The organism is Novosphingobium endophyticum (assembly GCF_014640675.1).
GTDB classification, from domain to species: domain Bacteria; phylum Pseudomonadota; class Alphaproteobacteria; order Sphingomonadales; family Sphingomonadaceae; genus Novosphingobium; species Novosphingobium endophyticum.
This window is the reverse complement of record NZ_BMHK01000011.1, coordinates 40,383-66,095: the sequence shown is the minus strand read 5'-3', so window position 1 is coordinate 66,095 and position 25,713 is coordinate 40,383. Positions and strand designations below refer to the sequence as shown.

Annotated in this window: 20 protein-coding genes; 10 read left to right on the top strand and 10 right to left on the bottom strand. The window is 63.6% G+C overall.

The window, feature by feature from the left end; genetic code table 11:
- Positions 1–2 precede the first annotated feature (2 nt).
- From IEX32_RS09925 to IEX32_RS09915, 3 genes are all read left to right on the top strand, one after another.
- The gene (locus IEX32_RS09925; protein ID WP_229736292.1) at positions 3–1,214 is read left to right on the top strand and encodes a cytochrome P450; all 1,212 of its coding nucleotides are present in this window, start codon (positions 3–5) and stop codon (positions 1,212–1,214) included.
- Positions 1,211–2,281, top strand: coding sequence for a Rieske 2Fe-2S domain-containing protein (locus tag IEX32_RS09920; RefSeq protein WP_188771001.1), 1,071 nt, complete (start codon positions 1,211–1,213; stop codon positions 2,279–2,281). The genes IEX32_RS09925 and IEX32_RS09920 overlap by 4 nt, the downstream gene beginning before the upstream one ends.
- Before the next feature lie 209 nt (positions 2,282–2,490).
- A complete protein-coding gene (locus IEX32_RS09915) occupies positions 2,491–3,504 on the top strand; it encodes a fumarylacetoacetate hydrolase family protein (protein ID WP_188770999.1) in 1,014 nt (337 codons plus the stop codon).
- A gap of 47 nt (positions 3,505–3,551) precedes the next feature.
- Here IEX32_RS09915 and IEX32_RS09910 read toward each other — a convergent pair whose 3' ends face one another.
- The gene (locus tag IEX32_RS09910; RefSeq protein WP_188770997.1) at positions 3,552–4,118 is read right to left on the bottom strand and encodes a TetR family transcriptional regulator; all 567 of its coding nucleotides are present in this window, start codon (positions 4,116–4,118) and stop codon (positions 3,552–3,554) included.
- Positions 4,119–4,202: 84 nt separating this feature from the next.
- Between IEX32_RS09910 and IEX32_RS09905 the strand changes: the two genes are divergently transcribed.
- The gene (locus IEX32_RS09905) at positions 4,203–5,249 is read left to right on the top strand and encodes an aromatic ring-hydroxylating dioxygenase subunit alpha (RefSeq protein WP_188770994.1); all 1,047 of its coding nucleotides are present in this window, start codon (positions 4,203–4,205) and stop codon (positions 5,247–5,249) included.
- Positions 5,250–5,395: 146 nt separating this feature from the next.
- Here IEX32_RS09905 and IEX32_RS09900 read toward each other — a convergent pair whose 3' ends face one another.
- The 5 genes from IEX32_RS09900 to IEX32_RS09880 all read right to left on the bottom strand — a co-directional run bounded on the left by IEX32_RS09900 (position 5,396) and on the right by IEX32_RS09880 (position 14,142).
- Positions 5,396–6,055 (bottom strand): hypothetical protein, encoded by a 660-nt coding sequence (locus tag IEX32_RS09900; protein WP_188770992.1) that lies wholly within the window; start codon positions 6,053–6,055, stop codon positions 5,396–5,398.
- Between the two features lie 159 nt (positions 6,056–6,214).
- Entirely contained in the window at positions 6,215–9,637 is a 3,423-nt protein-coding gene (locus IEX32_RS09895; protein ID WP_188770990.1) for a glycosyl hydrolase, read from the bottom strand.
- A 119-nt stretch (positions 9,638–9,756) separates the two neighbouring features.
- Positions 9,757–11,046 (bottom strand): sugar isomerase, encoded by a 1,290-nt coding sequence (locus IEX32_RS09890; protein WP_188770988.1) that lies wholly within the window; start codon positions 11,044–11,046, stop codon positions 9,757–9,759.
- Positions 11,043–11,957 (bottom strand): alpha/beta hydrolase, encoded by a 915-nt coding sequence (locus IEX32_RS09885; RefSeq protein WP_188771113.1) that lies wholly within the window; start codon positions 11,955–11,957, stop codon positions 11,043–11,045. The genes IEX32_RS09890 and IEX32_RS09885 overlap by 4 nt, the downstream gene beginning before the upstream one ends.
- A 64-nt stretch (positions 11,958–12,021) precedes the next feature.
- Complete coding sequence (locus IEX32_RS09880; RefSeq protein WP_188770986.1) at positions 12,022–14,142, bottom strand: bifunctional rhamnulose-1-phosphate aldolase/short-chain dehydrogenase; 2,121 nt, start codon at positions 14,140–14,142, stop codon at positions 12,022–12,024.
- Between the two features lie 94 nt (positions 14,143–14,236).
- Between IEX32_RS09880 and IEX32_RS09875 the strand changes: the two genes are divergently transcribed.
- The 4 genes from IEX32_RS09875 to IEX32_RS09860 are packed head-to-tail and all read left to right on the top strand — an operon-like array spanning position 14,237 to position 18,838.
- Positions 14,237–15,655 carry an FGGY-family carbohydrate kinase gene (locus IEX32_RS09875; RefSeq protein WP_188770984.1) on the top strand — a complete coding sequence of 473 codons (1,419 nt, stop codon included), beginning with the start codon at positions 14,237–14,239 and terminating at the stop codon, positions 15,653–15,655.
- Complete coding sequence (gene lldD / locus IEX32_RS09870) at positions 15,652–16,806, top strand: FMN-dependent L-lactate dehydrogenase LldD (protein ID WP_188770983.1); 1,155 nt, start codon at positions 15,652–15,654, stop codon at positions 16,804–16,806. The genes IEX32_RS09875 and lldD overlap by 4 nt, the downstream gene beginning before the upstream one ends.
- The gene (locus IEX32_RS09865) at positions 16,803–18,095 is read left to right on the top strand and encodes an MFS transporter (RefSeq protein WP_188770981.1); all 1,293 of its coding nucleotides are present in this window, start codon (positions 16,803–16,805) and stop codon (positions 18,093–18,095) included. The genes lldD and IEX32_RS09865 overlap by 4 nt, the downstream gene beginning before the upstream one ends.
- Positions 18,068–18,838, top strand: a complete 771-nt coding sequence (locus tag IEX32_RS09860; RefSeq protein ID WP_188770979.1) for a DeoR/GlpR family DNA-binding transcription regulator — start codon at positions 18,068–18,070, stop codon at positions 18,836–18,838. The genes IEX32_RS09865 and IEX32_RS09860 overlap by 28 nt, the downstream gene beginning before the upstream one ends.
- A gap of 48 nt (positions 18,839–18,886) precedes the next feature.
- On the opposite strand, the gene IEX32_RS09855 is transcribed toward IEX32_RS09860, so the two are convergent.
- Together IEX32_RS09855 and IEX32_RS09850 are read right to left on the bottom strand one after the other, a co-directional pair.
- Positions 18,887–21,514 (bottom strand): alpha-L-rhamnosidase, encoded by a 2,628-nt coding sequence (locus tag IEX32_RS09855; protein WP_229736290.1) that lies wholly within the window; start codon positions 21,512–21,514, stop codon positions 18,887–18,889.
- Between the two features lie 112 nt (positions 21,515–21,626).
- The gene (locus tag IEX32_RS09850; RefSeq protein WP_188770975.1) at positions 21,627–21,920 is read right to left on the bottom strand and encodes a hypothetical protein; all 294 of its coding nucleotides are present in this window, start codon (positions 21,918–21,920) and stop codon (positions 21,627–21,629) included.
- A 13-nt stretch (positions 21,921–21,933) separates the two neighbouring features.
- Here IEX32_RS09850 and IEX32_RS09845 point away from each other — a divergent pair, with 13 nt between their 5' ends.
- A complete protein-coding gene (locus IEX32_RS09845) occupies positions 21,934–22,497 on the top strand; it encodes a transposase (RefSeq protein WP_188770973.1) in 564 nt (187 codons plus the stop codon).
- A gap of 351 nt (positions 22,498–22,848) precedes the next feature.
- Here IEX32_RS09845 and IEX32_RS09840 read toward each other — a convergent pair whose 3' ends face one another.
- Together IEX32_RS09840 and IEX32_RS09835 are read right to left on the bottom strand one after the other, a co-directional pair.
- The gene (locus IEX32_RS09840; protein WP_188770971.1) at positions 22,849–23,745 is read right to left on the bottom strand and encodes a dihydrodipicolinate synthase family protein; all 897 of its coding nucleotides are present in this window, start codon (positions 23,743–23,745) and stop codon (positions 22,849–22,851) included.
- 52 nt (positions 23,746–23,797) lie between these two features.
- The gene (locus tag IEX32_RS09835) at positions 23,798–24,448 is read right to left on the bottom strand and encodes a LysE/ArgO family amino acid transporter (RefSeq protein ID WP_188770969.1); all 651 of its coding nucleotides are present in this window, start codon (positions 24,446–24,448) and stop codon (positions 23,798–23,800) included.
- 73 nt (positions 24,449–24,521) lie between these two features.
- On the opposite strand from IEX32_RS09835, the gene IEX32_RS09830 reads away from it, so the two are divergent.
- Positions 24,522–25,415 (top strand): LysR family transcriptional regulator ArgP, encoded by an 894-nt coding sequence (locus IEX32_RS09830; protein ID WP_188770967.1) that lies wholly within the window; start codon positions 24,522–24,524, stop codon positions 25,413–25,415.
- Positions 25,416–25,713 lie beyond the last annotated feature (298 nt).

Genomic DNA, 25,713 nt, shown 5'->3' with positions numbered 1-25,713 from the left:
CGGTGACCCAAGCCATTGCCTCGCCCCCGCCCGGTGTACCGGTTCTGGATATCGACCCGTTCGACTATCCATTCTTCGACGATCCTTACCCCCGGATGGAGGAGATGCGCGAAGCAGGCCCGGTCGTCTGGCTGTCGCGCTACGGCTGCATGGCGCTGGCCCGCCATGCTGAGGTATACGAAGTCCTGCGCGACTGGGAGCGGTTCACCTCGGCACGCGGCGTCGGCCTTGTCGACTATGCCAAGGATGCGCGCTTCCGACCCAAAAGCCTGATCCTCGAAATCGACCCGCCGATCCATACGCGCACGCGTTCGGCCATGATGAAGGTGCTGTCGCCGCGCGTGATGCGCCAGTTGCGCGAAAACTTCGCGGTGCAGGCGGAGCTGTTGGTCGACCGCCTGATAGAAATGGGCAGTTTTGACGGCGTTACCGACCTCGCCGAGCAGTTCCCGCTTACCGTGTTTCCCGATGCACTGGGCATGAAGCGGGAGGGGCGCGACAACCTGCTGCCGGTGGGCGCGCTGGTGTTCAACTCCTACGGCCCGGAGAACGAGATTTTCCTCGCCTCCAAACCGCTCGCGGAGAAGGGGTTCGCGTGGCTGGAAATGCAGTGCAAGCGCGAGAACCTATGCGAAGGCGGGTTCGGCAAGGCGATGTTCGACCTTGTCGATCAGGGGCAGCTGGATGAGCGCGAAGGCGAAGTCACGGTTCGCGCGATGCTGATGGCGGGCGTCGATACCACGGTAAACGGTATCGGCGGTGCGATTTATGCCCTGTGCAGCAACCCCGAACAGTACGACCTGCTCCATGCCGACCCGACGCTTGCGCGCAGCGCATTCGAAGAAGCCGTTCGCTGGATGTCGCCTGCGCAGTCATTCTTCCGCACCAGCGCGGTCGATACCGAAATTTCCGGAGTACCGGTGGCAGAAGGAACGAAAGTGTTTACGCTGATGGCGTCGGCCAATCGCGACCCGCGCCGCTGGGACGAACCAGACCGCTACGACATCCGCCGCAACAGCGTCGGCCATCTCGGGTTCGGTTCTGGAATCCACATGTGCGTCGGCCAGAACCTCGCCCGGTTGGAAGGCGAACTGGTGCTGGCGGCCCTTGCACGCAGGGTGAGGGCAATGGAACTGACAGCACTGCCGACGCTGCGCTATAACAACACATTGCGAGGGTACGCTACAATGCCGATGCGGATCATTTCGAAATGAACACGCAGAAATCGCTACTGGCCGACCGCTATACTCCGCTGATCCGGAATTGCTGGTATGTCCTGGGTTTTGCCGCAGAGGCGGACCGGCAGTTGCGTTCGCGCAATATCGCCGGGATCGCAGTCGTCTATTTCCGCCGCCTCGACGGTTCAATTGCCGTCCTGCGCGACCGATGCCCCCACCGCTCGTTTCCTTTGAGCAAGGGCATTCTGGACGGTGACCGGCTGACTTGCCTCTATCACGGGCTGACGTTCGACCCCGATGGCCTGTGCGTGGCCAAACCCACCAACCCCGACAATGCTGCCGAAATTCGCGCCGGCAGCTTCCCCGTGGTTGAACGGCAGGGTGTGATCTGGATCTGGCCCGGCGATCCGAAGCTTGCCGATGAAGCCGAAATCCCGGAGCTGCCGTGGCTGGACCAACCGGGATGGGACCACGTCAGCGGCTATCTCAATTTTCCTTCCAATTACATTGCGCTTCACGAAAACCTGATGGATTTGTCGCATTTCGCGTTCCTCCATGCAGGGAATATCGGCACGCCCGAATACGCCGACGCGCCGTTCCGCGTGCGGGTCGAGGATGGGCGCATAAACCTGCGCCGCGTGCTGGAGGACAGTCCCCTGCCCTCCCTCCTCTCGGTACCGACCGATCTGGGCGACAAGCGGGTAACGCGCGAAACCGATACCTGGTGGATGTCACCGGCCCTGAACCTGACCCACTCCAATGTTCACGATTCCACGCCGGATGCGGGGAAGCCCGGTCTGTATTCATTCAAGGTGATCCACTTCATCACACCCGAAACGCAGCATACGACCCATAACTTCTGGGCAGTCGCACGCGATTTCAGGCTGGACGACCCGGCCATCCCGGCACACACGCATGCCTCGTTCAAGGTGGCGTTCGAGGAGGACCGCGAGGCACTGGACTGGATCGAACAGCGTCAGCGCCGCGAAGGACTGGAATTCGGCGAAGTGCACCTGTCCTCCGACAAGGGCGGCATTCTGATGCGCCGCCGGATGAAGAAGCTAGCCTTGGCCGAAGCCGAGCGCCCGCCGTCCAGCTCCTGACGACTTTGCGGGCCCCGCGTTCAGAAATATGACTATATCCTGTCAAAACCGGCGCGCCGACCAGCGATCGCGCCGACCAAGGCGTGTGCCACTGACGGGTTCAGGCGTCCTGCCACGGCAATATTATTGAACGTGACGGTTGCAAAACCTCTCACATCCTAGTAACGAAACGCATCGTATCTCTATTAACGCTGGGAAAGGAATTCCTCATGAAATTTGGACGCATCTTGCGTGACAGTCCGGATGGCAAGATCGCACGGCTCGTCGTCGTCGAACCGGAGAAGGGCCGGGTAATCGACCTCGCCCGCGCGGCCGCCCTTCATTACGTGGCCACGCGCAATGCGACGACGGACGCGGCCCGCGCATTCGCCAATGCCGCCTATCCCGGCAGCATGGCGCTGGCCCTCTCTATGGGCAATTACCTCACCGACCATACACCCGGCATCGTGGCCTCCACTGGCGACGACGCATCGCTGGACATGAACGAGGTCGAATGGCTGCCGGCATCCGATCCGCCGGTGCTGCGCGACGGCCTCAACTTCCTGGGCCACATCACGGGTTGGAGTGCCAAGATGGGCCGCACCGTTCCCGATGCGATGGAACGCGTGGTGCCCTACTGCCAGAACTCGCCCGCGATGGTGATCGGCAACAATGCCACCGTTCCGTGGCCGGGCTACATCAACCACATGGACTACGAGCTTGAACTGGGCTGGGTCATCGGCCGCAAGGTGAAGAATCTGACCCCCGAGAACGCGCTCGACGCGGTGTTCGGCGTCACCATGTACAACGACTTCAGCGGCCGCGACTTGCAGCAGGACGAAGTCGCCATCGGCATGGGCGGAACGAAGGCGAAGAACTTCGCCCACGGCATCGGCCCGTGGATCACGACGATGGACGAGTTCAAAGACCCCTATTCGATCGAGATGGAAGTCCGCCTGAACGGCGAAACCAAGGGCAAGGGCGTGAGTTCCGACGTCCTCTGGCGGGTCGAGGAAGTGCTGTCGTTCGTATCGCAGGGCGAATACCTGCAGCCCGGCGAAGTCATCGGCTCGGGCACGCTGGAAAAGGGCTCCGCCCTCGAACACGGCATCAAGCTGAAGCCCGGCGACGTCGTCGAACTGGAAGCCAAGAACATCGGCATCCTGCGCAACGTGCTTGGCGAACCAGAACAGGGCATGTGGTGGCCGACCGCCCAGCCCGGCAAGCTGGTCCCGACATCCTAACAATCCATCTCTGCGCCGCTCTTTCGGGAACGGCGCAGACCCCTTGCTTATACCCCCATCTGCGCGGTGATGCCGATGGCGATAGCGCGAAGCCCGGCCTCGAAATCGGCTTCGACATCCAGGTTTTCACCCATGAACCGCACCATCTCCGGCTGCTGTTCATAGTGGACCCAGCCCAGCACGTAGGAATTGAGCACGGCGGCAAGGTACACCACCTGCCTGCGGTCCAACCCTTCGATCCGGCTCAACATCTCGGTAAACTGCACATCCATCGTCGGGTTGATCGTGGCTTCGGCAAACAGGCGGACCGAATCGCGGATCGCGTGCAGTATCTGGCGGAACGCTATGCCGCGCGCCAGAATCCAGTCCCCGGTCTCGCCCCGCGTCATCGGAACCGGCGCAACGGGCACCCGATCCTGCAATTCCGTCACCATCGCTTCCAGCAGCGCCGCGCGATCGGCGAAGTGCCAGTACAGTGCAGGCGCCTGCACGCCCAGCCGCGCCGCCAGTTTGCGCAAGGTCAGGGCCTCGTACCCATCATCGTTCAGCAGCCCGATGGCGCTTTCCACGATCCCGGCTTTCTCAAGCCTCGGACGGCCTTTCGCCGTTTGCATCGACATCACCTTTGACAACTTCAAGATCTTTGACACTGCAACTTAACACCGTTAAGTTAGGTGCAATAATTTGGGAGAGCACTTATGCACTATGCGCGCAACACCTGGTACGTCGCGGCGTGGACGGCGGACCTCGACATGTCGAAACCGACTGGGCTGAGAATCCTCGGCGAAAGGATCGTCCTGTTCCGCACCGAAAGCGGCAAGCTTGTCGCTCTGGAAGATCGTTGCGTGCATCGGTTGGCCCCCTTGTCGCTGGGCCGCTGCGAGGGCGAGCGGCTGCGCTGCATGTACCATGGCATCCTGTTCGATAGCGATGGTGCCGTTTCGGAAATTCCTGGGCAGGACGTCATCCCGCGTGACGCGAAAGTGCGCGCCTATCCGGTGGTCGACCGCCACGGCTGGGTCTGGGTGTGGATGGGCGATCCGGCACTGGCGTACGAGGCGACAATCCCCGCCACGATCGGCACCGATAATCCCGACTATCTGATGGGGCACGGCTTTCTCGACTATGATTGCGCCGCTCATCTCATCAGCGAAAACCTGCTCGATTTCAGCCATATCGGCTATGTCCACGCCGACAGCTTCCCGCAGGGCGACCAGATGGCCAAGACCCACGCCGACATCCGCCCGATCGATCAAGGCATACGCTATCGCCGCTGGGTGGAGAACCTGGCTTCCGATGCAGCGGGCTTCCCGGCAGAGCCGCTCGACCACTACATGGAATATGACTACGTAATTCCGGGCATTCTCATGATGCACATCGCCGGCTTTCCTCTCGGCACCGCGAAGAGTCTTGAATTCGGTTCGCCCGATCTGGCCAACGCGGTTCGCGACCTTACCTTCACCGGGCAAGCGGTAACGCCGATTGACGAACACACGACCCGCTACTTCTTCTGCTATGGCATGCATCGCGATTTCGGAACGGAACAGATGATCGAACCGATGATGCAACTGGTGCGCAAGGCCTTTGCCGAAGACAAGGTGATGATCGAGGCGCAGCAGAAGGTGATCGATGAGACGCCCGATCCCCGGATGATCCCGACTTCGCACGACCGTAGCATCACGATGTACAACCGCATGCTCGACAAGATGATCCGCGACGAGACCGAGCGTCAGGCCGTGGCCTGATCGCCTGACAGACGGTCAGTTGTACATCTGGGGAATGCCCTGTCGCGGCTCGCATCGCCGGTGCGGGATGAGCTCGATCAGCTTGCTTGCCGCATAGGGCATGACTCCACTGTTGCGAGAGTAGATGAAGAACTTGCGTTGACTCGTCAGCGCCGCGTTCGGCACCGTGGCGATGAGGCCGTAGCGGAGCGGCAGTTCAATAAGCGAATACGGCCAATCATCCGATCAGGCCGGAATCGAGGACGCTCGATACGCACAACTCTGGCGACTGTCCGAGTCTGGCCGCGATCCCGTCCGAACCCAAAAGCTCCTGTACGCGCCGCGCCCGGTCCGCACGGGGATCGAGCCATGCCGAACGGAGCCCGACATTCGCCGAGGCGTAGATCGTTTCCTGTTCGCCCTCGCCCGGCCGCCAGGGGTTGAGCACGTCGGTACCAATGCAGCGCCAGCGACCGGCCCAATCCGGCACCGGCGATGACATGCCCCATGCCGAGCGCGCGATATCCCGAGAGCGGCAGTTCTCCGCGTTCGCGCAGCGGTTCTCGGGCTGATCCGCCGATCTTCGAAATCTCGATCAGCGGGGCATCCGCCAGAACCTCCTTGTATTGTCGCTCTTCCAGAAATTCGGGAAGGCTGCGCACCATGGGCATGACGATGCCAGCCTCCTCGCCGGCAGCCTCAAGCTCAAGCCCGTTCCATTTGCCGAGCGCCCCCATCACCGCCGGCCATGTGAGCGGGATGCCAAGCAGATCCTGCGCCCGCTGGCGCAGATTGGGGTACATCGCCTGAGGCAGCACCCAGCGCACGTTCCCAGTGACGGGAACGCGACCCTAATATTAACAGGGGACAGTTGAACAAAGAAAGCGCGCGGACCGGCGGGCCCCGCGCCTTCTTGTTTTCACAGACCGATCCCGTTTTCGCGTGAAACCACTCGCTTTACCCATCTCCACGCGAGGTGGAGCGGGTCACTTCTCCTGCGTCAGCAAGGTGACCGGTCCGATCAGACCTGAAGGTTGCAAGGGCGCGTCGGCACGGTAGGTCGGCAAGGCCGTCCAGGTCACCTTGGACGCGCCCGGCTGGGCATCGCCAGTCAGACGATTGACCCACTTGTTGGCGACGCGGACCACGAGCGTGTTGCTGCCGGGCTTCACCGCCGACGAAATGTCGAGCCGGTACGGAGCGTGCCACACTGTCCTAACATCCTCGCCGTTGACGATAACCTGCGCGACGTCGTGCACTTCGCCGAGGTCGAGCCAGAGCGGCTGACCGGGTTTCCAGACCTTGGGCGTGCTGAAACTCTGAGTATAGGTGGCGATGCCCGAAAAGTACTTGATGCCCTCGGTACCGCTATCGTTAAGCGGCTTGAGGGTATCGAAGGTCGCTTTGGCCGGAGCACCCCGGCCTTCCTGGAAGGCGACCGTCCACGGCCCGGCAATGGTCGCGCGCGACTTCAGGGCCGGATTCTTCACGGTGAGTGATGTTGCCCTGGCATCGTTGCGGAACACGACGAAAACAGCATCGTCCGGCTGGAGCGAGAGCGGCACCACGGTTTCACCGTTCTCGATACGGTAGCTCACCGGTTCGCTCTCGCCAGTTTCCGGATGCCAAAGTTCGGGCTGCTTGCCGGTTACCCGGAAACGAGCCTCTATGTCCTGGCCATTCGTCTGCGGACTGGTGAGATAGTAGATATCCCCCCTGTCGTCGCGGCGATGGACGAACGGAATTCTTACGTCGGCCCCGGCGCCGGTGAAGGTGAAGTCGGGGGCAACACCGATCCTCCCGAGCGCCGGCTCGACGTTATCGCTCGCGATCACCCGCCCCTTGCCGATCTTGACATCATCGCTGCCGGGCCAGAGTTTCGCGACGAGCGTAGACCATTCGGCGCCCTCGCCCACTGCCTGTCCCGCAAGGCTGGGTGTCGTGACCGGCGCCTTGCCGATCACTGTCGCTCCGCCCTCGACGAGTGTCGCAAACTTTTTCAACGCCGCCAGCGTCATGCGCTGCGAGGACCCGCCGAGGTAGATCGCCCGGTAGCGCGCTCCGCTCGGCGTGACGACGTCGGACCCATCATTGGTCAGCAGATTCACCAGGGCGTCGTAGCTCAGGAAATCGTAGGCATAGGACACCGGCGCATCGGCCACCGGCTTGTCGCCATAGAGCCCGGTCAGCGGCGCTTCCTCGCCGTAGAAATAGGCGACATCGGCGACATTGCGCCCTTCCTGCAGCAGGAGAGACGTGCGAGCGATGTAGTCGACCCAGGGCTTGGCCATCTCCGCCCAAGTCTCGTTGCGGTTGAAGTACTGGCCAAATATGAACAGCGAGAGACCGGGCTTCCTGTCATCTGTCGGTACATGCACGGAAGTGTGGATCACCGGACGGTTGACGCCGTTGACGAATTCCAGGTCGATGATCCGCTTGAGGTCCTTCGGCGCAAAGGCCCAAGGCGACATCGCGGCGGTCATCGATTCCGCCGCGACCAGGTTCTGCCCGTAGAGATGCGCCACCGATGCGGCGCCCTTGATGTCGGTAAGGTAAGTGGGCTTGGGCCCTTTCTCCCGGCTGTGCGTCCACATTGCGGCCATGGGGACATCGGCAGCCTTGCGCATCGTCATGTCATCGCCAAGCGAAGGCCGATGATCCTCCAGCGCCTCGCCATAGACCTTCAGATCGTTCTCGTGCGCAACCTCGGCAACCGTACCGTAGTGCTCGCTCGCCATGAGATCGGCAAGCGTGCGGCGGTAATCGTAAAGGAACCGGTCGCTGTCCTCGCGACTGCCGATCAGCGTTCCGGTGAGCGCAGGGAGCCAGGGCGTGGGGTCATAGCCGCGCAGCTTCGTGAACTGCTCGATCATCTTCGGCGTCCAGTTGGCTGCGCCGACCTCGATCGAGTCGGTCAGGATAGCGCGCACACCGCGCTCGCCGACCATGTTCGCGCCGGCCGCATCCCGGTACATGCCGATATAGTGCTCCATGTAGCGGCGCACCGCGACACCGTCGAACTTGTCCACCTCAAGGCCGGTCGCCTCCGGAGGCGCGGGATGATTGGTCGTGCCGACCAGCGAATAGCCCATCCGGAGCACCCGCCACTTGCCCTTTGGCGGAGTCCAGTCGAGCGTGCCGTCGGCACGCATCCGCCCGGTCAGATCGATCACCTGCGCGGCGTCGGGCCCCTTGGCACCGTCGCCGCGTTCGCCCAGCGAGTAATAGTCCAGGGCTATTGCATAGCCTGCCTTGGCCTGGAACTGGTCGATCGCCGGCTCGGACGAAAGGCGCAGCTCGGCCACCCGGAACGGCTTGTTTCCACCACCCGCGGCAACAGCGCCCATAGCGAATGCCACGCCCGGCGCTGCAGTACCCAGATCCGGCACCGACGGCACCTGAGGCATCACGACGAGGCGGAAGATGCGGGCAGTGACCGGGGCAAAGGAGATGGAAGTGGGAACCAGCTCGATCGGCACGTCGGCAACCTTGCGCCAGGTCCTGCCATCGTCGCTGGCCTCCAGCACCGGCGCGACCGAGGGCCCGCCGAACATGAGCCGCGTTCCGGGCATGGACAGCAAGGCGGACCGTATCGTCTGCGGCCGATCATAGGTGAGCACGATGGCCGTGGGATTGTCCCTGCTACCATGCGGTACGTCTATCCCGGTAGTGAAGGCGCCGTCGCCGAGTGCACCGGCATCTATGGCAGCGCCATCACCGAGCCTGACACGCGGTATGGCGGCGGATGTTTCCATCTGCGGCACGGCCAGAACGGCAACCTCCTTGTAGAACTGCGGCACAGGCTTTTTCGCCGATGTGCCCGAGATCATCTCGGCAACGCTCGGCGCGAGCGGCAGATCCTGATAAGGCCCGACCGTGCGGGGCGGCAAAGGCAGTTTGCCGGAGAAGCGCTTGCCTCCCGTCAGTTCTGTCTCGCTCCAGACCAGCTTCTTGAGGCCGTCCTCAGGCGCGACCCAGGGGCCACCGGTTTCCGACCAGCCCGGAGAAGATGCTATCGCGAGTTCCAGACCCAGCCGGTCCGCCTCGCTGACGGCATAACGAAAGGCGTCCTTCCATTCGGGCGTCATGTACACGAGACGACGATCTACGATCTTCGGCGTCATCAGGTTCGCATCGAAATTCTGCAGGCCGCCGATGCCCACGCGCTTCATCCATGCGAGATCCTTTGCGATCCCGTCCTTGGTCACATTGCCGTTCATCCAGTGCCACCAGACGCGCGGCCGGGCTGAACTCGGAGGATCGCGGAATGCTTCTTCCAGAGATGGAGTCGATTTCGGCGCTGCTGCACCGATCGCATCGGCTTGCTTTTGCTTGTCCTGCGCCAGCGCAGGCAAGGCGCCAATCGCGGTTGCCAGACACAGCAAGGTTCTGAATTTCCGGATCGCCATCGAACCATTCTCTCCCATCGCCTGTTTTCTTGTTTTTTTGGCCGACCGGGATCAGGCGTTCCGGGCCGGAGCATTTCTCCCGGGATCGGCGATCCCGGGAGCAGGCAGGTCCGTGCGGATTAGACGATCCCAGCGCCGAGACCCGCTGGCTTGCGTTCCTGCGCCTTGCGCTCGCGCCACTTGCTTTCACGGTAGGCGCGCAGCGCGTCGATGGCGCCGCCGGCTTCCAGCCTCGCCTTCGCAAGGATCGGGCCGACATCGACGTTGTAGGCCCGGCGCAGGGCCTGAAAGGCCATCATCGTATCATTGGCTTCTTGCGCCAGGTGCAGCGCCTCGCGGTCGACGAGGAGCGCCTTGGCGAAACACGCGCCGATCGTCTCCGCGGACGAGATCATGGATTCGATCGGATCGGTGACGTTGTGCGACTGGTCGATCATGTAGCTGGGATTGAAGCCGTCGCGCGGGTTCAGTTCGGCTTCGACGAGTTCGTTGAACACCAGGAACAGCTGGTGCGGGTTGATCGAGCCGGAATCGAGGTCGTCGTCGCCGTACTTGCTGTCGTTGAAATGGAAGCCGCCCAGCTTTCCGAAGCGATGCAGGCGTGCGACGATCTGCTCGATGTTGGTGTTCGGCGCATGATGGCCAAGGTCGACGAGGCACTTGGCCTTGGGGCCGAGTTCCTGCGCGGCCAGAATCGAGGAGCCCCAGTCGCTGATGACCGTCGAGTAGAACGCCGGCTCGAACATCTTGTGCTCGATCAGCATGCGCCAGTCACCGGGCAGCGCGGCGTAGATCTCGGCAGCAGCTTCAAGGTACCGGTCGAGGCTTCGGGCAAGGTCCTGCTGACCGGGAAAGTTGGTGCCGTCACCGACCCACACGGTCAGGTCCGTCGAACCGAGCTGCCGGCCGAACTCGATGCACTCGATGTTGTGCTCGACCGCCTGCCGGCGCGTCGCCGCGACCGTCGAGGCGAGCGAGCCCGTGGCATAACTCTGCACCTGTCCGGGCTGGTCCTGGAAGGTGTTGGAATTCACCGCATCGAAGCCGAGGCCGAGTTCCGCGGCCTCTTCCCGCAGCGCCTTGTAGTCGGAGACCGTGTCCCACGGGAAATGCGGACTGACGCGCGGTGTCATGCGGCTCAGCTGGTTGATGACCGCGCAGTCCTCCAGCTTCTCATGGATGTTGGTCGGCTCACCGGGGACCGGGAACTTGGCGAAGCGTGTGCCGCCGCGCCCCGCACCCCAGGTCGGCACGGCGACCGAGAAGCCAGCGACCCGGTCCTTTACCGCGTCGATTGCGATACCGCTGCGCTCCAGCTTGCGACCCAGAGCTGCGTATTCGTCTTCGAGGGCGTTAATCTCGCGGGCATTGGCCCCTGCGATCAGCTCTTCGGAAACGGGCAGTGTCATTTGGCTTCCTTCCTGGAAAGCAGGCCCTGCATGTCCATCCATGCCAGGAACTCATCAATCATCAACGTGGTCGTAGTGTTCGGCTTGCCAAGACCGAAGCCATGGCCGCCCTTCTGATAGACGTGAAGCTCGACTGGCCGCTTCGCCTGCTGCCATGCGGTAGCGATAGAAAAGTCCCCGCCGCCGAACAGCGGATCGTCCATGGCCAGCGCCGCGAACATCGGCGGGGCCTCCGTCGGCACCGCGACCGTCTTCATCGGTCCGTAGATATAGCCGAAGAAGTCCGGCGCCCGGGTACCAGGATCCATGTCCTTCGAAGCTCCCAGCACTGCCTCGAGCGTAGCCATAGCGCCGGCGGAGAACCCGATCATGCCCACGCGGCGGGGATCGACATTCCACTCCGAGGCCCGGCTGCGAACGACCTGCAAAGCTGCTAGCGCATCCTGGGTAGCGGCGGGATTGCGGATCTCGGGCCTTTCGGCTGCCTTGCCGCCAGGCGCGAACAGCCGCATCACGCCGGCCCTGAATTCGCCTTCGTCCTCGGGTGTGGGATTGAGTCGGTATTTGAGGACAAACGCGGTAACGCCCTTGTCTGCGAGCGCCTGCGCCACACGCCAGCCTTCGTTCTGCATCGACAGGATCATGAAACCGCCACCGGGCGCGACAATCACCGCCGCGCCGTTCGCCTTGGCGGGATCGGGCTTGACGACCGTCAGCGTCGGATAAGTGATGTTGCGAAGCACCGCCTCGCGGCCCATGAAGCGCGTCGAAATCTCGTCCGACGGGCTTCCCGGCGTCGCTTTGCCGTAGAGCGGGATCACTTGCGAGCCTTTCGGCGCCTCGGTCGCTCCTCCGATCGGCGCCGCCTCTCCGCTCCCCTGAGCCATCGTCGCTACGGGCAGACAGGCCATGGCGAGCGCCATGGTGAACCTAGCAATTCGCTTCACGCCTTACCTCTCCTCCAGAAGCCAGCCCTTATCTTGTGAAGGCCTGGGCGTTACCTGCATCGACGTTGATCATGTTGCCGGTGGACTTGGCGGACATGTCGCTGGCCAGAAAATACACCGCCTCGGCAATGTCGGACGGCAGCACGTCGCGCCCCAGCATCGAACGCTGGCGATAGTGTTCCTCGAGTTCGGTGCCCGAGTCGATACCATAGGCCCCTGCGCGCTCCTTGCGCCAGTCGCCGTCCCAGATCCGGCTGCCCTTGATGACGGCGTCCGGATTCACGACGTTGACGCGAATGCCATGCGGCGCCCCTTCCAGCGCCAGGCAGCGGGCGAGATGGTTCGCGGCGGCCTTGGCCGAGGCGTAGGCGCTGGCGTTGGTAGCGGCGGCGACCGCGTTCTTCGAACCGATGAACACGACCGAGGAACCACCCTGCTCTTTCATCCGCCGGAGCAGCGGCCAGGCGGCGCGCATCGTGAGGAAGTAGCCCTGCGCCAGCACGTCGTAGTTGCGGTCCCACAGCTCGATCGTGGTTTCCTCGATTGGCGCCGAGGACGCAATGCCGGCATTGGCGACAAGGATGTCGAGACCGCCGAACTCGCGCGCGCAGGCCGCGAAGGCATCCGAGACTTGCGCTTCGCTGGTGACGTCGCAGACGACCGAGCGCACGACGTCCTTGCCGAACTGCTTCGCGAAGCCGTCGCGAACTTTCTCGACCGCATTTTCGTCGCGGTCAGCCAGCATGACGCAGGCGCCGTCGGCCATCAGGCGAGCGGCCGTCGCCGCGCCGATGCCACCCGCCCCGCCGGTGACGAGCGCGATGCGGCCGACGAGAGGCTTAGGCGCAGGCATGCGCTGGAGCTTGGCTTCCTCGAGCATCCAGTATTCGATGTCGAAGGCTTCCTGCTCGTCGAGCGCGATGTAGTCGCCGATCGCCTCGGCGCCGCGCATGACATTGATGGCATTGCCGTAGAACTCGCCAGCAAGGCGCGCGGTGGTCTTGTCGGTGGCGAACGTTATGCGGCCGAGGCCCGGCACCAGCACCACGACCGGATTGGAATCGCGCATCGCGGGCGAGTTGGGTCGCTTGCATCGCTTGTAATAGGCGGCATAGAGATCGCGGTAGCCTGCGATCGTCTGCGCCAGGTACCCATCGTCCTGCAGCTTGGCCGGATCGAGGGTGAGCGGCGCGATCTTGGTGCGCAGGAAGTGATCGGGGCACGAGGTTCCCAGCGCGGCGAGGCGCTCGAAATCGGCCGAGTTCACAAATTCCAGCGCTTCGGCATCATCCGAAAAATGGCCGACCTTACGCCGCGCCCCGGTCATCAGACCGCGCAGGCGTGGCATAAGGTCGGCGGCAGTTGCGGCGCGGTCCATGGAGGGGGAGAGAGCGTGGACCGCACCGCCGAAAGCAGGCTTTTCGGAAAGCTTCGAATTCAGGTGATTCGCGGCATCGGCAATAAGGGCGATGGTGTGCTCGTAACAGGCCTTCGCGCTGCCCGCCCAGCAGATGATGCCATGCCCGGCAAGCATCACGCCCTCGACCTGCGGATTGGCCTTGACGTAATCGAGCAACTGGACGCCGAGCGTGTAGCCAGGGCGCTTCCAGGGCAACCAGCCGATCTTGCCGCCCCAGATTTCTTGCGTCGCCGTTTCGCCACCCGAGGAGGCGGCCAGCGCGATGATCGCATCGGGATGGACGTGGTCGACATGCGCAAAAGGCAGCAGCGAGTGCAGCGGTGTATCGATCGAGGCCGCGCGCGCATTCAGGTTGAACGTGCAGTGGGGCAGATAGCCGACCATCCTGTCGTCGTCATCCGGCCCGCCATAATGCCTTTGGAGACCGAGCAGCTTGTCCTGGTAGAGCGTTGCGAAGCCGTCGAGCTTCATCGAACCAATGTCACCGCCCGAGCCCTTCACCCACAGGACTTCCACTTCATTGCCAGTGAGGGGGTCGAGCTCGGTCAGCTTGGCCGAGGTATTGCCGCCGCCGAAGTTGGTGACCGTCAGATCGGAACCGAGCAAGTTCGAGCGATAGAGCAGCAGCTCCGCCGGAGAGAGCGTCGCAGCGACTGCATCGTCCCAGCGGCTGACCGGGACGGCGAAGGGAATGGCGGCAACAGGTGCGGGGGCAGTAGTGATCGTCATGATGCGATCCCTCTAACATTACCTCTTTTCTTGTTCAATCTATTTCGATAGATATCGATCATATTTGATCGAACTACAATTTCCACGGGGGAGCATGTCGAAGTCCGGAGCATATGTCGTCGTCGACGTGGGCAAGACGCTCAGCAAGGTCACGCTCTGGACCCGCGACGGCCGCATGCTCGATCGCCGGGTGCGCGCCAATGAACCCGTGCAGGAGGACGGCATCAGGCGGCTTGACGCGGAAGGCATCGAGACCTGGCTTCCCGCGGCCCTGAGAGAGTTCTCGGGCCACCCGATCGAGGCGATCGTTCCCGTGGGGCATGGTGCTGCTGTCGTAGCAATCCACGGATGCAATGCCGCGTTCGCGCCTTTCGATTATGAACAACAGCTTCCTGCGGACATCGCCGCGACGTATAGCGACGAGCGGGATCCTTTCGCCCTTACGGGATCTCCCGCGCTGCCCTGTGGCCTTAACCTGGGCGCGCAGCTCTACTGGATGGATCGCCTTCACCCGGAGACGATGGCCGAATCCACACTTCTTCCCTGGGCGCAGTACTGGGCCTGGTTCCTCTGCGGTGTAGCCCGGAGCGAAATCACGAGCATGGGCTGCCATACTGATCTCTGGGCGCCCAAAGAAGCCGGGTTCTCCCCCATGGCGCAACGCATGGGCTGGGCGGAGCGCTTCGCGCCCCTGGCAAAGGCAGCGGAGGTGATCGGCACGCTGCGCCCCGAAATCGCGGCGGCCACAGGGCTGTCGAAGGATATCAAGGTCCTTGCCGGCATCCACGATTCCAACGCGGCCCTGCTTGCCGCGCGCGGTTTCTCCGAAATCGCCCGCAAGGAAGCAACGATCCTCTCGACCGGCACCTGGTTCGTCGCCATGCGCCTGCCGGGAGAGACTTTCGCGATGGGCCAGCTTGCTACAGAACGCGACACGCTCGTCAACGTCGACGCTTATGGCCGGCCCGTGCCCTCGGCACGCTTCATGGGCGGACGCGAGATCGAGACGGTTATCGAGCTCGACACGCGGCGAGTCGACATCAAACCCGATCAGCCCAGGCTGCTTGAGACCGTACCGGCCCTGCTCGATCGCGGCACCATGATGCTGCCGACGCTCGCCCCCGGCTTCGGCCCGTTCCCCAATGGCGAGGCCCGCTGGCTCAACCCGCCGGACGAGTGGGCGGGGACGTGGCATGCCCGCCGCGCCGCGATCTGCCTTTATGCCGCGCTCGTCGCCGATACCGCGCTCGACCTCATCGGCTCCAAGGAGCGGCTGCTGATCGAAGGCCGCTTCGCCGAGGCCGAGGTGTTCGTGCGCGGGCTGGCGGCACTGCGCCCGGGGATGGAAATCTACGTCGCCAATGCGCACAACGACGTCTCGTTCGGCGCGCTGCGCCTGATCAATCCGCTGCTCAAGCCGCAGGGCGGTCTGCGGCGCATCAGCCCGCTGGAAGGCGATCTTTCGGCCTACCGCGCCACATGGCGCGAAGCCGTGGCGAAGGCCGCCGCATGATCGTCGCCTCCGTCCCCGATTTCCGCGAAGCGGCGCGCCGCCGCCTGCCGCGCTTCCTGTTCGAATATATCGACGGCGGTTCCTATGCCGAGGCGACCCTGCGCCGCAATGTCGAGGACCTTGCCGGTCTCGCGCTGCGCCAGCGGGTGCTGCGCGATGTCTCGGCGCTCGATCTCGGGACCGAGTTGTTCGGCCAGAAGCTCGCCCTGCCCCTGGCGCTTGCGCCGATCGGGCTTGCGGGTCTCAGTTCCCGGCGCGGCGAATGCCAGGCCGTGCGCGCGGCGGAAAAGGCGGGCGTGCCCTTCACTCTCTCAACCGTCGGCGCCTGCCCGCTGGACGAAGTCTCGCGCGCTGCCAGCAAGCCGTTCTGGTTCCAGCTCTACATGATCCGCGACCGAGGATTCATGCGCGACCTGCTGGCGCAAGCGGCGGAAGCGCGCTGCTCGGCGCTGGTCTTCACAGTCGACATGCCGGTGCCCGGCAGCCGCTATCGCGACTATCACACAGGCCTTGCCGGAGCCGCCGGGCTCAAGGGTACGCTCCGGCGTTTCGCGCAGGCGGCGGTCAGGCCCGGCTGGGCGTGGGACGTGGGCCTGCACGGCCGGCCGCACACGCTCGGCAATGTCGCCCCGGTGCTGAAGGGCAAGACCGGCATCGAGGATTTCTTCGCCTGGATGCGGAACAACTTCGACCCGTCGATCAACTGGCACGATCTCGACTTCCTGCGCGCCGAGTGGACGGGGCCGCTCATCATCAAGGGCATTCTCGATCCCGAGGACGCGAGGGAAGCGGCCGAACTGGGCGCGGACGGCATCGTCGTGTCCAACCACGGCGGCCGCCAACTCGATGGGGTCCTGTCGAGCGCGCGCGCCCTGCCCCCGATCGCCGAGGCAGTGGGGGAGCGGCTGACGGTGCTCGCCGACGGCGGGATCCGTTCGGGCCTCGACGTCGTGCGCATGCTCGCTCTCGGCGCGAAGGGCGTGCTGTTGGGACGCGCCTGGGTCTGGGCACTCGCGGCAGGGGGCGAGGCCGGAGTCACGAAAATGCTGCAACTGATCGAAGCGGAAATGCGCGTCGCCATGGCGCTCACCGGGACCACCCACATTGCCGAGATCGACCAAACCATTCTCGCGGGAGAACAAGGAACATGAGCACCGCCACAGGTAAAAAGGACGACTGGCGCAACACCATCCTGGCCGGCCTTGCCAACTACATCGATTCCGGCTCCATCGTCGCCGGCTCCGCCGCGCTGGCGCTCTGGCAGGAGTCCTACAGCCTTTCCAATGACTTCGTCGGCGCGATCGCTGCCTTCGGTCCCAATGCCATCGGCGCGGGCATCGGTGCCTTCATCGGCGGCTTCCTGTGCGACAAGCTGGGCCGCAAGAAGATCTACCAGTGGGACATGCTGATCTACGCGGCCGGCATGTCGATGCTCGTCTTCGCGGTGGCGCCCTGGATGATCGTCGTCGGATTCCTCATCGTCGGCCTGGCGGTCGGCGCGGACATTCCTGCAAGCTGGTCGCTGATCGCCGAGCAGGCGCCCGACAACCGGCGCGGCCTGCACTCGGGCGTGGCACAGATGCTGTGGTACCTTGGTCCCGTTATCGTATTGCTCATGAGCCTTGCCTTGACGGGCCTGGGCGAACTTGGCGCACGCATCGTCTTTGCCCATCTTGTCGTGATCGCGCTGGCCCTTACGCTTCTGCGTTCGCGCATGAAGGAGTCGCAGCGCTGGGAGGAAACCCGCAAGGCGAAATTCAAGCGGATGCCCGTCTCCACGCTGTTCCAGGGCAAGTATCTCAAGTCGATCCTCGCCTTGGTCGGCATGTATGGCTTCTGGAACCTTTGGGCCGGCGTCAACGGCTTCTTCTTCCCCTACATCCTGCGTACCGTGGGCGCGGCCACACAGGCCGAAAGCGTCGCCATCCAGGCGCTGAACTTCGGTCTCGGGATCCTGAGCATCTTCTTCATCTTCATGAAGCTGTCGGACAAGGTGAACCAGCGCCTGCTGTTCACCGTCTCGGCTGCGATTCAGGTGGTCGGCATGTCCCTGCTCGCGATCTTCCCGCTGACCATCCCCGTCGCCCTGACACACGTGGTGCTGATGGCGTTTGCCGTCGGCTTCGGCGCGCAGAGCTTCTTTCAGCTCTGGAGCGCGGAGATGTTTCCCACCGAGCTGCGCTCGACCGCCCAGGGCGTGTGCTTTGCCATCGTGCGCATTGCATTGGGCTTCTTCAGCTTTTTTGTGCCAATGCTCACGGCCACGGGCTTTACGAACCTTGCCTGGATACTTACCGGCTTTCTTGCCATCAGCGGAGTGATCGGCGCACTCTGGGCTCCGCGCAACGAAGGCAAGTCGCTCGAACAACTCGAGGCCGAACGCCAGGCCGCTGCGAAGGAGATTGGAGGCTCATGCACGCCGAGCAACGTGAACGTCTGATCCTGGATGCCATCGCCGGGACCGGCTTCATAAGCTACCGCGATCTCGAGGCGCGTCTCGATGCCTCGCCGGCGACGATCCGGCGCGACCTGACCCGCCTTGAGGAGGCGGGTCACATCCTGCGTGTGCATGGCGGAGCTAAGCTTCCGGACAGGCCCCAGAGCCTGGCCGGAACGCCGTTCGTGCAATCGATCACCCAGCACCTGCCGGCCAAACGGGCAATCGGGCGCGCCGCGGCGGCGCTTTGCGCACCGGGCGAAGGGATCATGGTCGACGGCGGCACGACCACGCTGCAGATGTGCCAGCACCTCGACGGTAAGGACCTTCAGGTTCTCACCAACTCGCTCCACATCGTCAACGCGCTGCTGCCGCAGGTCGGCACGCGCGTGCTCCTGCCATCGGGCACCGTGTTCCGCGAGCAGAACATCGTGCTCGCTCCGACGGGCGAGGATTCGATGCCACGCTTCCATGCGCCGAAACTGTTCATGGGTGCGGCCGCAGTGGGGCTGCAGGGCGTGATGCAGCCGGACGTCATTCTCGTTGCTGCAGAGCGCCGGCTGATCGACCGCGCCGAGACCGTCATCCTGCTGGTCGACAGCTCCAAGTTCCGCCTGTCGTCAGGTGCAATCGTCTGCGGGCTCGACGAGGTCGACGTGCTTGTCACCGATCCCGGTATTCCCGATGACATGCGCGCCGTCCTCGATGCGAAAGCCGTGCGGCTGATTATCGCTAAGACAGACTGACGCCAGCTTCGCTGGGTTCCATCGCCCGATCCGGAAGGCACCTTCGACTTAGCACGGCGCGAGCGTAAAACGGTGCCGTCCTGACCCAAGGAGAGCGGGCGCCTGAGCTCCCGAATCCTCCGGTGCCCACCCCTGCGGGACTTGAAAGTGGGCCTGCGCGCCGGGAGGAATCTCCAAGTCAAGGTGAAGCTTGGTGTCGTTCCGTACCCACCGGATGGCTGCCGGACCAAACGGGGATTCGATGCGCGCCCGGGCCCGCGTGATACCTCCGCCGGGCTGGGGTGCGAAGTGGATGAGCCGGTAACCAGGCTTCGCCTCATCCGGAGCGATGCCCGCCAGCGAGCGATAAAGCCATGCCCCCACTGCCCCGTAAGCATAGTGATTGAAGCTGGTCATGCACTCGGCATCATCGGCCGCCATGATTCCGCGATTGATCGAACCGTCAGGCAGAATCGCGTCCCACCTTTCCCACATAGTGGTTGCCCCGTTCACGACCTGATAGAGCCACCCCGGCGCTTGCTCATTAAGCAGCAGGCGGAAAGTCGCATCGTGCTGTCCGGCAAGGGTGAGCGCGGGAAGCACCAGCGGCGTGCCGAGAAATCCGGTCGCGATCCGGCCCTCAGACCTTTCGACAAGCGTCGCCAGACGCCTTCCAATCCCGGAAATCTCCTCCTCCGGTGCGATGCCAAAGGCGATCAGGATAGCGCAGCCGGCCTGGGTCTTCTGCGCGGCCGATTGCCAGTGTCTCCAGGTCGCCTCGGCTACACGACAGGCGAGATCGCGGTAATGCTGCGCAGTATCCTCATGCCCCAGAAGCCGGGCTGCGGCTGCGACTTTGCCGGCGCTGAATGCCAGATAGGAAGAGGCAATGAAATCCCGATCGGTGGTTGCATCCTGAGGCCGATCGGGCGGAGCTCCTGGATCAAGCCAGTCGCCAAGGTGGAAATCTCCCACCCATGTGCCCGCCTCGTCCAGCCGGGAACTCCCCCAGTCCACCCAACCGCGCATGCTGTCGAACTGACGCTCGAGGACCACTTTCGACCCATACGCTTCATGGAGCGCCCAGGGCACCAATGTCGCGGCGTCGCCCCACCCGATGCCGCCGAACTCGAATTCATGCCCTTGAATGACGTTCGGAACGGTGCTCGGCACCTGGCCGTCCGAGGCTTGCTCGCAAGCAAGATCTGCCAGCCAGCTTTCAAGGAAAGCACGGGAATCGAAATTGGTGCAGGCGGTCGGCGCGAAGACCTGAATGTCACCGGTCCATCCGAGGCGTTCATCGCGCTGCGGGCAGTCGGTCGGAATTGCCAGGAAATTGCCACGCTGCGACCAGCGAACGTTGGAGTCCAACTGGTTGAGCCGGTCGTCGGAACATTCGAAACTGCCTATCTCGGCCAGATCTGACGCAACGACGCAGACCTGCACTGCATCCAGACTGACCCCATCGGGCAGGTGCAGTTCCGCGTAGCGGAATCCATGATAAGTAAACGACGGGCTGAGATCGAAATCGCCGGGACCGATATGATAGGTATCGGTAGCCTTGGCGGAGCGCAGAGCCGCCGTTTGCAGGCTGCCGTCGGCTTCCAGCACTTCGGCATGACGCACGACGATCGTCCCACCGCTGTCAGCCTTTCCGGCGAGGCGCAGGTAACCGGTGAGGTTCTGCCTCGCGTCGACGATTAGACGCCCTTCACCATCTCGCTCAGGTCGCGCCCCAAATTGCCGGATTACGCGAACTGGCGGAGCACTGCGCTGTTCGAGCCGGCCGGGCAACGGTATGGGCACGACATCTTCCCAGCCGCTGTCATCGAAGCCGGGCTCACGCCAGCCTGGCTGTTCACGCGACAGGTCGATCTCGCAGCCGTTGTAGAAGTCGGCCGCCAACATGGACCCGGTCGAGCCGCGCCAGAACCCGTCGGTTGCAATCACCGCGCGCGAGCCATCGTGGTATTTGATCTCCATCTGCGCCAGAAGAGCCGTCGTATCGCCGTAGATCGCCCGCCGCCCCATCCACGTCAGGTTGCCGCGCCACCAACCGTCGCCAATCGCCGCCGAAAGCACGTTCTCGCCTTCGTGGAGCAGATCCGAGACATCATAGGAGGCGAACAGATGCCGCGAACGATACGCTGTCCAACCCGGCTCAAACAGCTCTGAGGAAACAGGCCGTCCATTGACCCAGCACTCGAAAATACCCAGAGCCGTAACGTAGAGACGGGCCTGCAAGACAGTTTTGTCAACGCCGAAGCTACGCCGCAAAAGAGGCACGGCGACCGTCCCGGACCGCCCGACGTTCGAGCGGGGACTCACCGGGCGGGCCACCCAGTCTTTTTGCTCAAGCAGCGTGCCTTCCAGGCGCAGTGGGGCACTCCAGCCCGTCACGCCCCGGTCAGTCCAGACCCGCGCACGGCACCAAGTCACTTCACGGCTTGCCAGAGCCGCGCCGGGCCACTGTCCATCGAAGGGCATCTCGGAAGGCACTCTTCCCGTGGAGACCACCCCCGTCGAAAAACCGGGGTCGGCCGCCCTTTCGATCTCGTAGGCATGCTGGAGCACGCCTTCCCGATCCGACTGCAGCCCCCAGCGCAGGCTCGGCACCGGTTTCGCGCAGCACGCAAGGCCGGAATCATCGTCCGTGCACAGGTCAACCGGACACACTGACAAGTCAGGCTCTGGCACCAGGTATTCTCCGGGTTCGCATTGCACATGAGGGCGATCATCTTTCGGGGCCGGTCGCCGCCCGATTGAGACGTTCTGGATTACTTCACCTCCGTACGCACACGGCCGAGGTTCAGTCATAATCACCGGCCTGCACCTTGATCTTTAACGAGTACAAGCGATCAACCTCAATCGCCACGGCGAGTGATACCGCCAACACTCTCTCGCGGCCGGCTGTCAACATAAAATTGGTCAACCTGCTTTGTGCACCGGATTTCGGCACATGATGATCGATGCGATTGTCAGGCTGCGCGACAAAGGCTGGAGCATATCGGCCATCGCGCACGAAACCGGTCGTGATCGTAAGACCATCCGCCAGTGGCTTCTCGACAAGCGGCCTGGAACCTGGGAACGGGCATCGCGTCATCCTGCGAATACCTTTGAAGCATATCTGCGCTCGCGCTGGGACGAAGGCTGTCGCAACGCAAACCCAACTTTATCGAGAGGTGTGCGAGCGCGGCTATCACGGCGAAGCGCGCAGCTTTCGGCGCTGGGTCAAGGCTCGGCTGCGCGATGGCCTGTCACAGGCCGCAGCTCCCCTTGCCGTGCATCCAAGCTGGAAATCACCATCGTCGCGCCAGGCGGTCAGGCTCCTTGCGACGCCCAGCGAAACGCTCCGCAAAGACGACGCGCGGTTTGTCGAGGCGGTACGCGCCGCCTCGCCCCTGATCGCGGAAGCGGCAGACCTGGCGCGGCGGTTCCACGACATACTGGTCGGACGTGAAGCCACCGAGCTTGACCGTTGGCTCGACCAGGCACTTGGGAGCGCCATCGCCTCTTTCGCACGAGGCCTCCGGCGCGATATCGACGCGGTGCGCGCCGCATTGACGTTGCCTTGGAGCACGGGACCGGTCGAAAGCAAGATCAACAAGCTCAAGCTCATCAAGCGTTCCATGTACGGCCGGGCCGGCCTCGACTTACTCCGGACACGGATCATGGCATGACCCCTGCACCGAAATTGCGGGAGAACCCACTTCTGGGGCATTTTACTCCGCCATCAACAGGAGATCACGCAACGCGTCGAGCAGGCCGCTTCAATGCGCGACAAGCAACTGCAGCGCGCCCGGTACGAGGCCGAACTTGCTCGTCGTCGCTATCTTGTCATGCGAACTGACAAAATGCCCTCCGGTGTCAACTCCAATTCGATTGACATATCTGAAGGTCGATTCCGACAACCGGCTTGTCGCCGATGCACTCGAAGCGGACTGGAACGGCAAGCTCCGCGATCTCGATGCGCTTCAGCGCGACAATGAGCCGTAGCAGAACGAAACTGGCTTCCGGGGTGCGTGATCTTCTCAGATTGCCGCCAGTTGATCCAGGGCAGCCTCCACCGCGGTGACGATACCGGCCTCCACCCGCAACAACGGTAGCGGCGGATCGCCAACGTCGAGCGAGAGCCGGTCGGCGATCGCGTACATGATCCGCAGGCTGCCATGTGTGCGGAACAGCGCCCACAGCGATTCGAACGCCGCATCAACCATTGCCGCATCGTCGATAAGCCCTGCTTGCGCCGCCTGCGTCAGGCGCAGCGCAGGTTCGGGCAACAGACCGGCGACCACGCTGTACCAAGCATCTGCGCCCGCCAGCAGCGATGGCGCGGCGCCCCAGTCGCCGCTGTAGCCGATAGCGAATGCCTCAGGCGTCACGCCGCGTAGCTGCGCCAGCTCGCCTGCATAGTCCTCGTCGGCCGGAAGTGGTATCTTGATCGCGGTGATGTTTGGCACCGCAGCCAGCTCCGCGAGCAGCCGGTCAGAGAAGGTGAAGTTGGTCGTACCCGGGTTGCTGTAAATGCATAGCGGCAGCGATGTCGCGCCGGCCACGGCACGGTAGTGCTGCGCCGCTTCCCCGTCGGTCAGCGAGGTGTAGGACATGGGCGCGAGAAGCAGGCCGCTCGCACCAGCACGCTCGGCATCGCCGGCGAGTTGCTGCGCCCAGCTCGTGCGGAGCGCTCCGACCCCCACGATCAGCGGGACGCGTCCCGCCGCGGCCTCGACCGCGGCCGCTACGGCGCGCAGACGCTCGGCCCGGTCGAGATAGGCGTAGATGCCGGTGCTGCCGAGCAGGCCGATAGAATCGACGCCCTCACTCGCAAGCCGATCGACCAGTACGCCGAGCGCGGCGGTGTCGACAGCGCCATCCGTATCGGCAGGGGTCAGGGGGAAGGCGGAGAGCCCGTTGAAGATCGAAGTCATGGTCGTATCCCTCATCATCAATGCGCCGAGATCAGCCGCAGTCCGGCATCCCCTATGTCATCGCCGCTGACAACCCCGGCCCCAGCGCCATGGCGCGCACCACAAGCGAAGCCGCCAAACCCAGCATGACGACGCCGACGAAGGCGTCGAGGGCGCGCCACGCTGCGGGACGGGCGAACACCGGCTTGAGGAAGCGGGCACCATAGCCGAGCGCCGCGAACCAAGTGAAGCTGGCAGTGGCGGCACCCGCGACGAAGAGGGGGCGCAGCGCAGCGGGCTGCGCCGATCCAGCGGTGCCCATCAGCAGCACGGTATCGAGATAGACGTGCGGGTTGAGCAGCGTAAAGCCAGCTGTCGCGGCCAATGCCCGGCCGAGCGTCACGCTCACACCGTCTCCCGCGATCATCGCGTCGGGCGCCATCATCCGTTTGAGCGCCTTGATTCCGTACCATCCGAGAAAGGCCGCGCCGCCAAGCGCGAGGGCGGTCGTCAGCTGGGGGATCGCCGACAGGAAGGTTCCGACCCCCGCTACCCCCGCGATGATGAGTAGCGCATCGGCGCTGGCGCATAACAGCACCACGGGGCCGACATGCTCCTGCTTCAGGCCTTGGCGTAGGACAAAGAGGTTCTGGGCGCCAATCGCCATGATGAGCGCGGCAGATAGCAAGAAGCCGGTCAAGAAGGGCATCACGGAGTCGATCATGGCGGCGCTGCTGCCAGTCTTGAAGGCGTGAGTAAAACTTGTTCTCCTAACGCAGATGAAGCATAGCTTCATCATGCTCGACTATCCGTCAATCACAGCGGTTGCTGCCGTCATTCGGGAGGGCACGTTCGAGCGGGGAGCTGCCACCCTGGGCATTACGCCGTCGGCCATATCGCAGCGTATCCGGGGGCTGGAGGAACGGCTTGGCGCGATCCTGATCGTGCGGGGCAACCCCTGCGAGCCGACCGAGCTGGGCCGCACGCTCTGCGCCCACCTGGACCGAGTCAGACTGCTGGAGCACGACATAGCCCCGCAACTCGGCCGTGACGGTGCTAACACCGGTGCGCCCATCACGGTCCGGGTTGCGGTGAACGCCGACAGTCTCGCAACCTGGTTTCCCGCCGCGGTCGCAGCGTTCGCCCGTCAGACCGGCGTCACGCTTGACCTCACGCTGGAGGACGAGTCACGAACGGCCGAGAAGCTGCGGTCCGGCGAAGTGCTGGCAGCCGTGACCGCCGACGCCGAACCGGTGCAGGGCTGCAAGACGAGTACGCTCGGCGCGTTTCGCTATGCTGCGTGCGCGAGCCAGGCATTTATCGACCGTCATTTTCCAGCGGGAGTTGATGGACCAGCCTTGGCGACGGCACCCTATCTGCGGTTCGACCGTCGCGACGCCCTGCAGCACCGATGGGCGAAGGAGGTGTACGGCGTCGAGCTGATCGGTCCCACCCACTGGATCCCGTCTACCCATGCCTTCGCCGATCTCACGCTTCAGGGTGTTGGCTGGGGCTTACAGCCCCTGAGTCTGGTCGAGCGGTACCTTGCGGAAAAACGCCTCGTCGAGCTGATGCCCGGACGGCACATGGACGTGCGGCTCTACTGGACCGTCGCGCGTCTGCATGCGGCGTCCTTGCGACGCCTGTCCGACGAGGTGCGCGAGGCTGGCAGGCGGTTGCTTGCGAGCTGACTGGGCGACGCTGAAGCGGTGCTTCACGACCGTTAGAAAAATGCGCTTCCACCCACTACATCGGCGCCCCCAATTCTTCTGGCGAGCTGGGCCGATGACTATTCGCGGTTCGGCGTCAAGCGCCATCGCACGCTGGACTCGGCCAGGGCTCCGAATCCAAGTTAGCGGATTTTGGTATCGAGGATTGAGGCGAGGTATTCGAGATTCCATCCGGCGTGTTTGCCGCGCAGGCCGGAGCGGGGGATGCACCGGCTTCTTCCGAGATCGCCGTCCACATAGGAAGGTTCCGTCTGCCAAA

What these genes read in the sequence shown, in the direction of transcription:
- lldD (WP_188770983.1), top strand. Translation starts at nt 15,652, where the DNA reads ATGATCGTCGCCTCCGTCCCCGATTTCCGCGAAGCGGCGCGCCGCCGC.
- IEX32_RS09880 (WP_188770986.1), bottom strand. Translation starts at nt 14,142, where the DNA reads ATGACGATCACTACTGCCCCCGCACCTGTTGCCGCCATTCCCTTCGCC.
- IEX32_RS09875 (WP_188770984.1), top strand. Translation starts at nt 14,237, where the DNA reads ATGTCGAAGTCCGGAGCATATGTCGTCGTCGACGTGGGCAAGACGCTC.
- IEX32_RS09910 (WP_188770997.1), bottom strand. Translation starts at nt 4,118, where the DNA reads ATGCAAACGGCGAAAGGCCGTCCGAGGCTTGAGAAAGCCGGGATCGTG.
- IEX32_RS09890 (WP_188770988.1), bottom strand. Translation starts at nt 11,046, where the DNA reads ATGACACTGCCCGTTTCCGAAGAGCTGATCGCAGGGGCCAATGCCCGC.
- IEX32_RS09920 (WP_188771001.1), top strand. Translation starts at nt 1,211, where the DNA reads ATGAACACGCAGAAATCGCTACTGGCCGACCGCTATACTCCGCTGATC.
- IEX32_RS09840 (WP_188770971.1), bottom strand. Translation starts at nt 23,745, where the DNA reads ATGACTTCGATCTTCAACGGGCTCTCCGCCTTCCCCCTGACCCCTGCC.
- IEX32_RS09885 (WP_188771113.1), bottom strand. Translation starts at nt 11,957, where the DNA reads ATGGCCTGTCTGCCCGTAGCGACGATGGCTCAGGGGAGCGGAGAGGCG.
- IEX32_RS09915 (WP_188770999.1), top strand. Translation starts at nt 2,491, where the DNA reads ATGAAATTTGGACGCATCTTGCGTGACAGTCCGGATGGCAAGATCGCA.
- IEX32_RS09850 (WP_188770975.1), bottom strand. Translation starts at nt 21,920, where the DNA reads ATGACGCGATGCCCGTTCCCAGGTTCCAGGCCGCTTGTCGAGAAGCCA.
- IEX32_RS09860 (WP_188770979.1), top strand. Translation starts at nt 18,068, where the DNA reads ATGCACGCCGAGCAACGTGAACGTCTGATCCTGGATGCCATCGCCGGG.
- IEX32_RS09835 (WP_188770969.1), bottom strand. Translation starts at nt 24,448, where the DNA reads ATGATCGACTCCGTGATGCCCTTCTTGACCGGCTTCTTGCTATCTGCC.
- IEX32_RS09865 (WP_188770981.1), top strand. Translation starts at nt 16,803, where the DNA reads ATGAGCACCGCCACAGGTAAAAAGGACGACTGGCGCAACACCATCCTG.
- IEX32_RS09895 (WP_188770990.1), bottom strand. Translation starts at nt 9,637, where the DNA reads ATGGCGATCCGGAAATTCAGAACCTTGCTGTGTCTGGCAACCGCGATT.
- IEX32_RS09905 (WP_188770994.1), top strand. Translation starts at nt 4,203, where the DNA reads ATGCACTATGCGCGCAACACCTGGTACGTCGCGGCGTGGACGGCGGAC.
- IEX32_RS09830 (WP_188770967.1), top strand. Translation starts at nt 24,522, where the DNA reads ATGCTCGACTATCCGTCAATCACAGCGGTTGCTGCCGTCATTCGGGAG.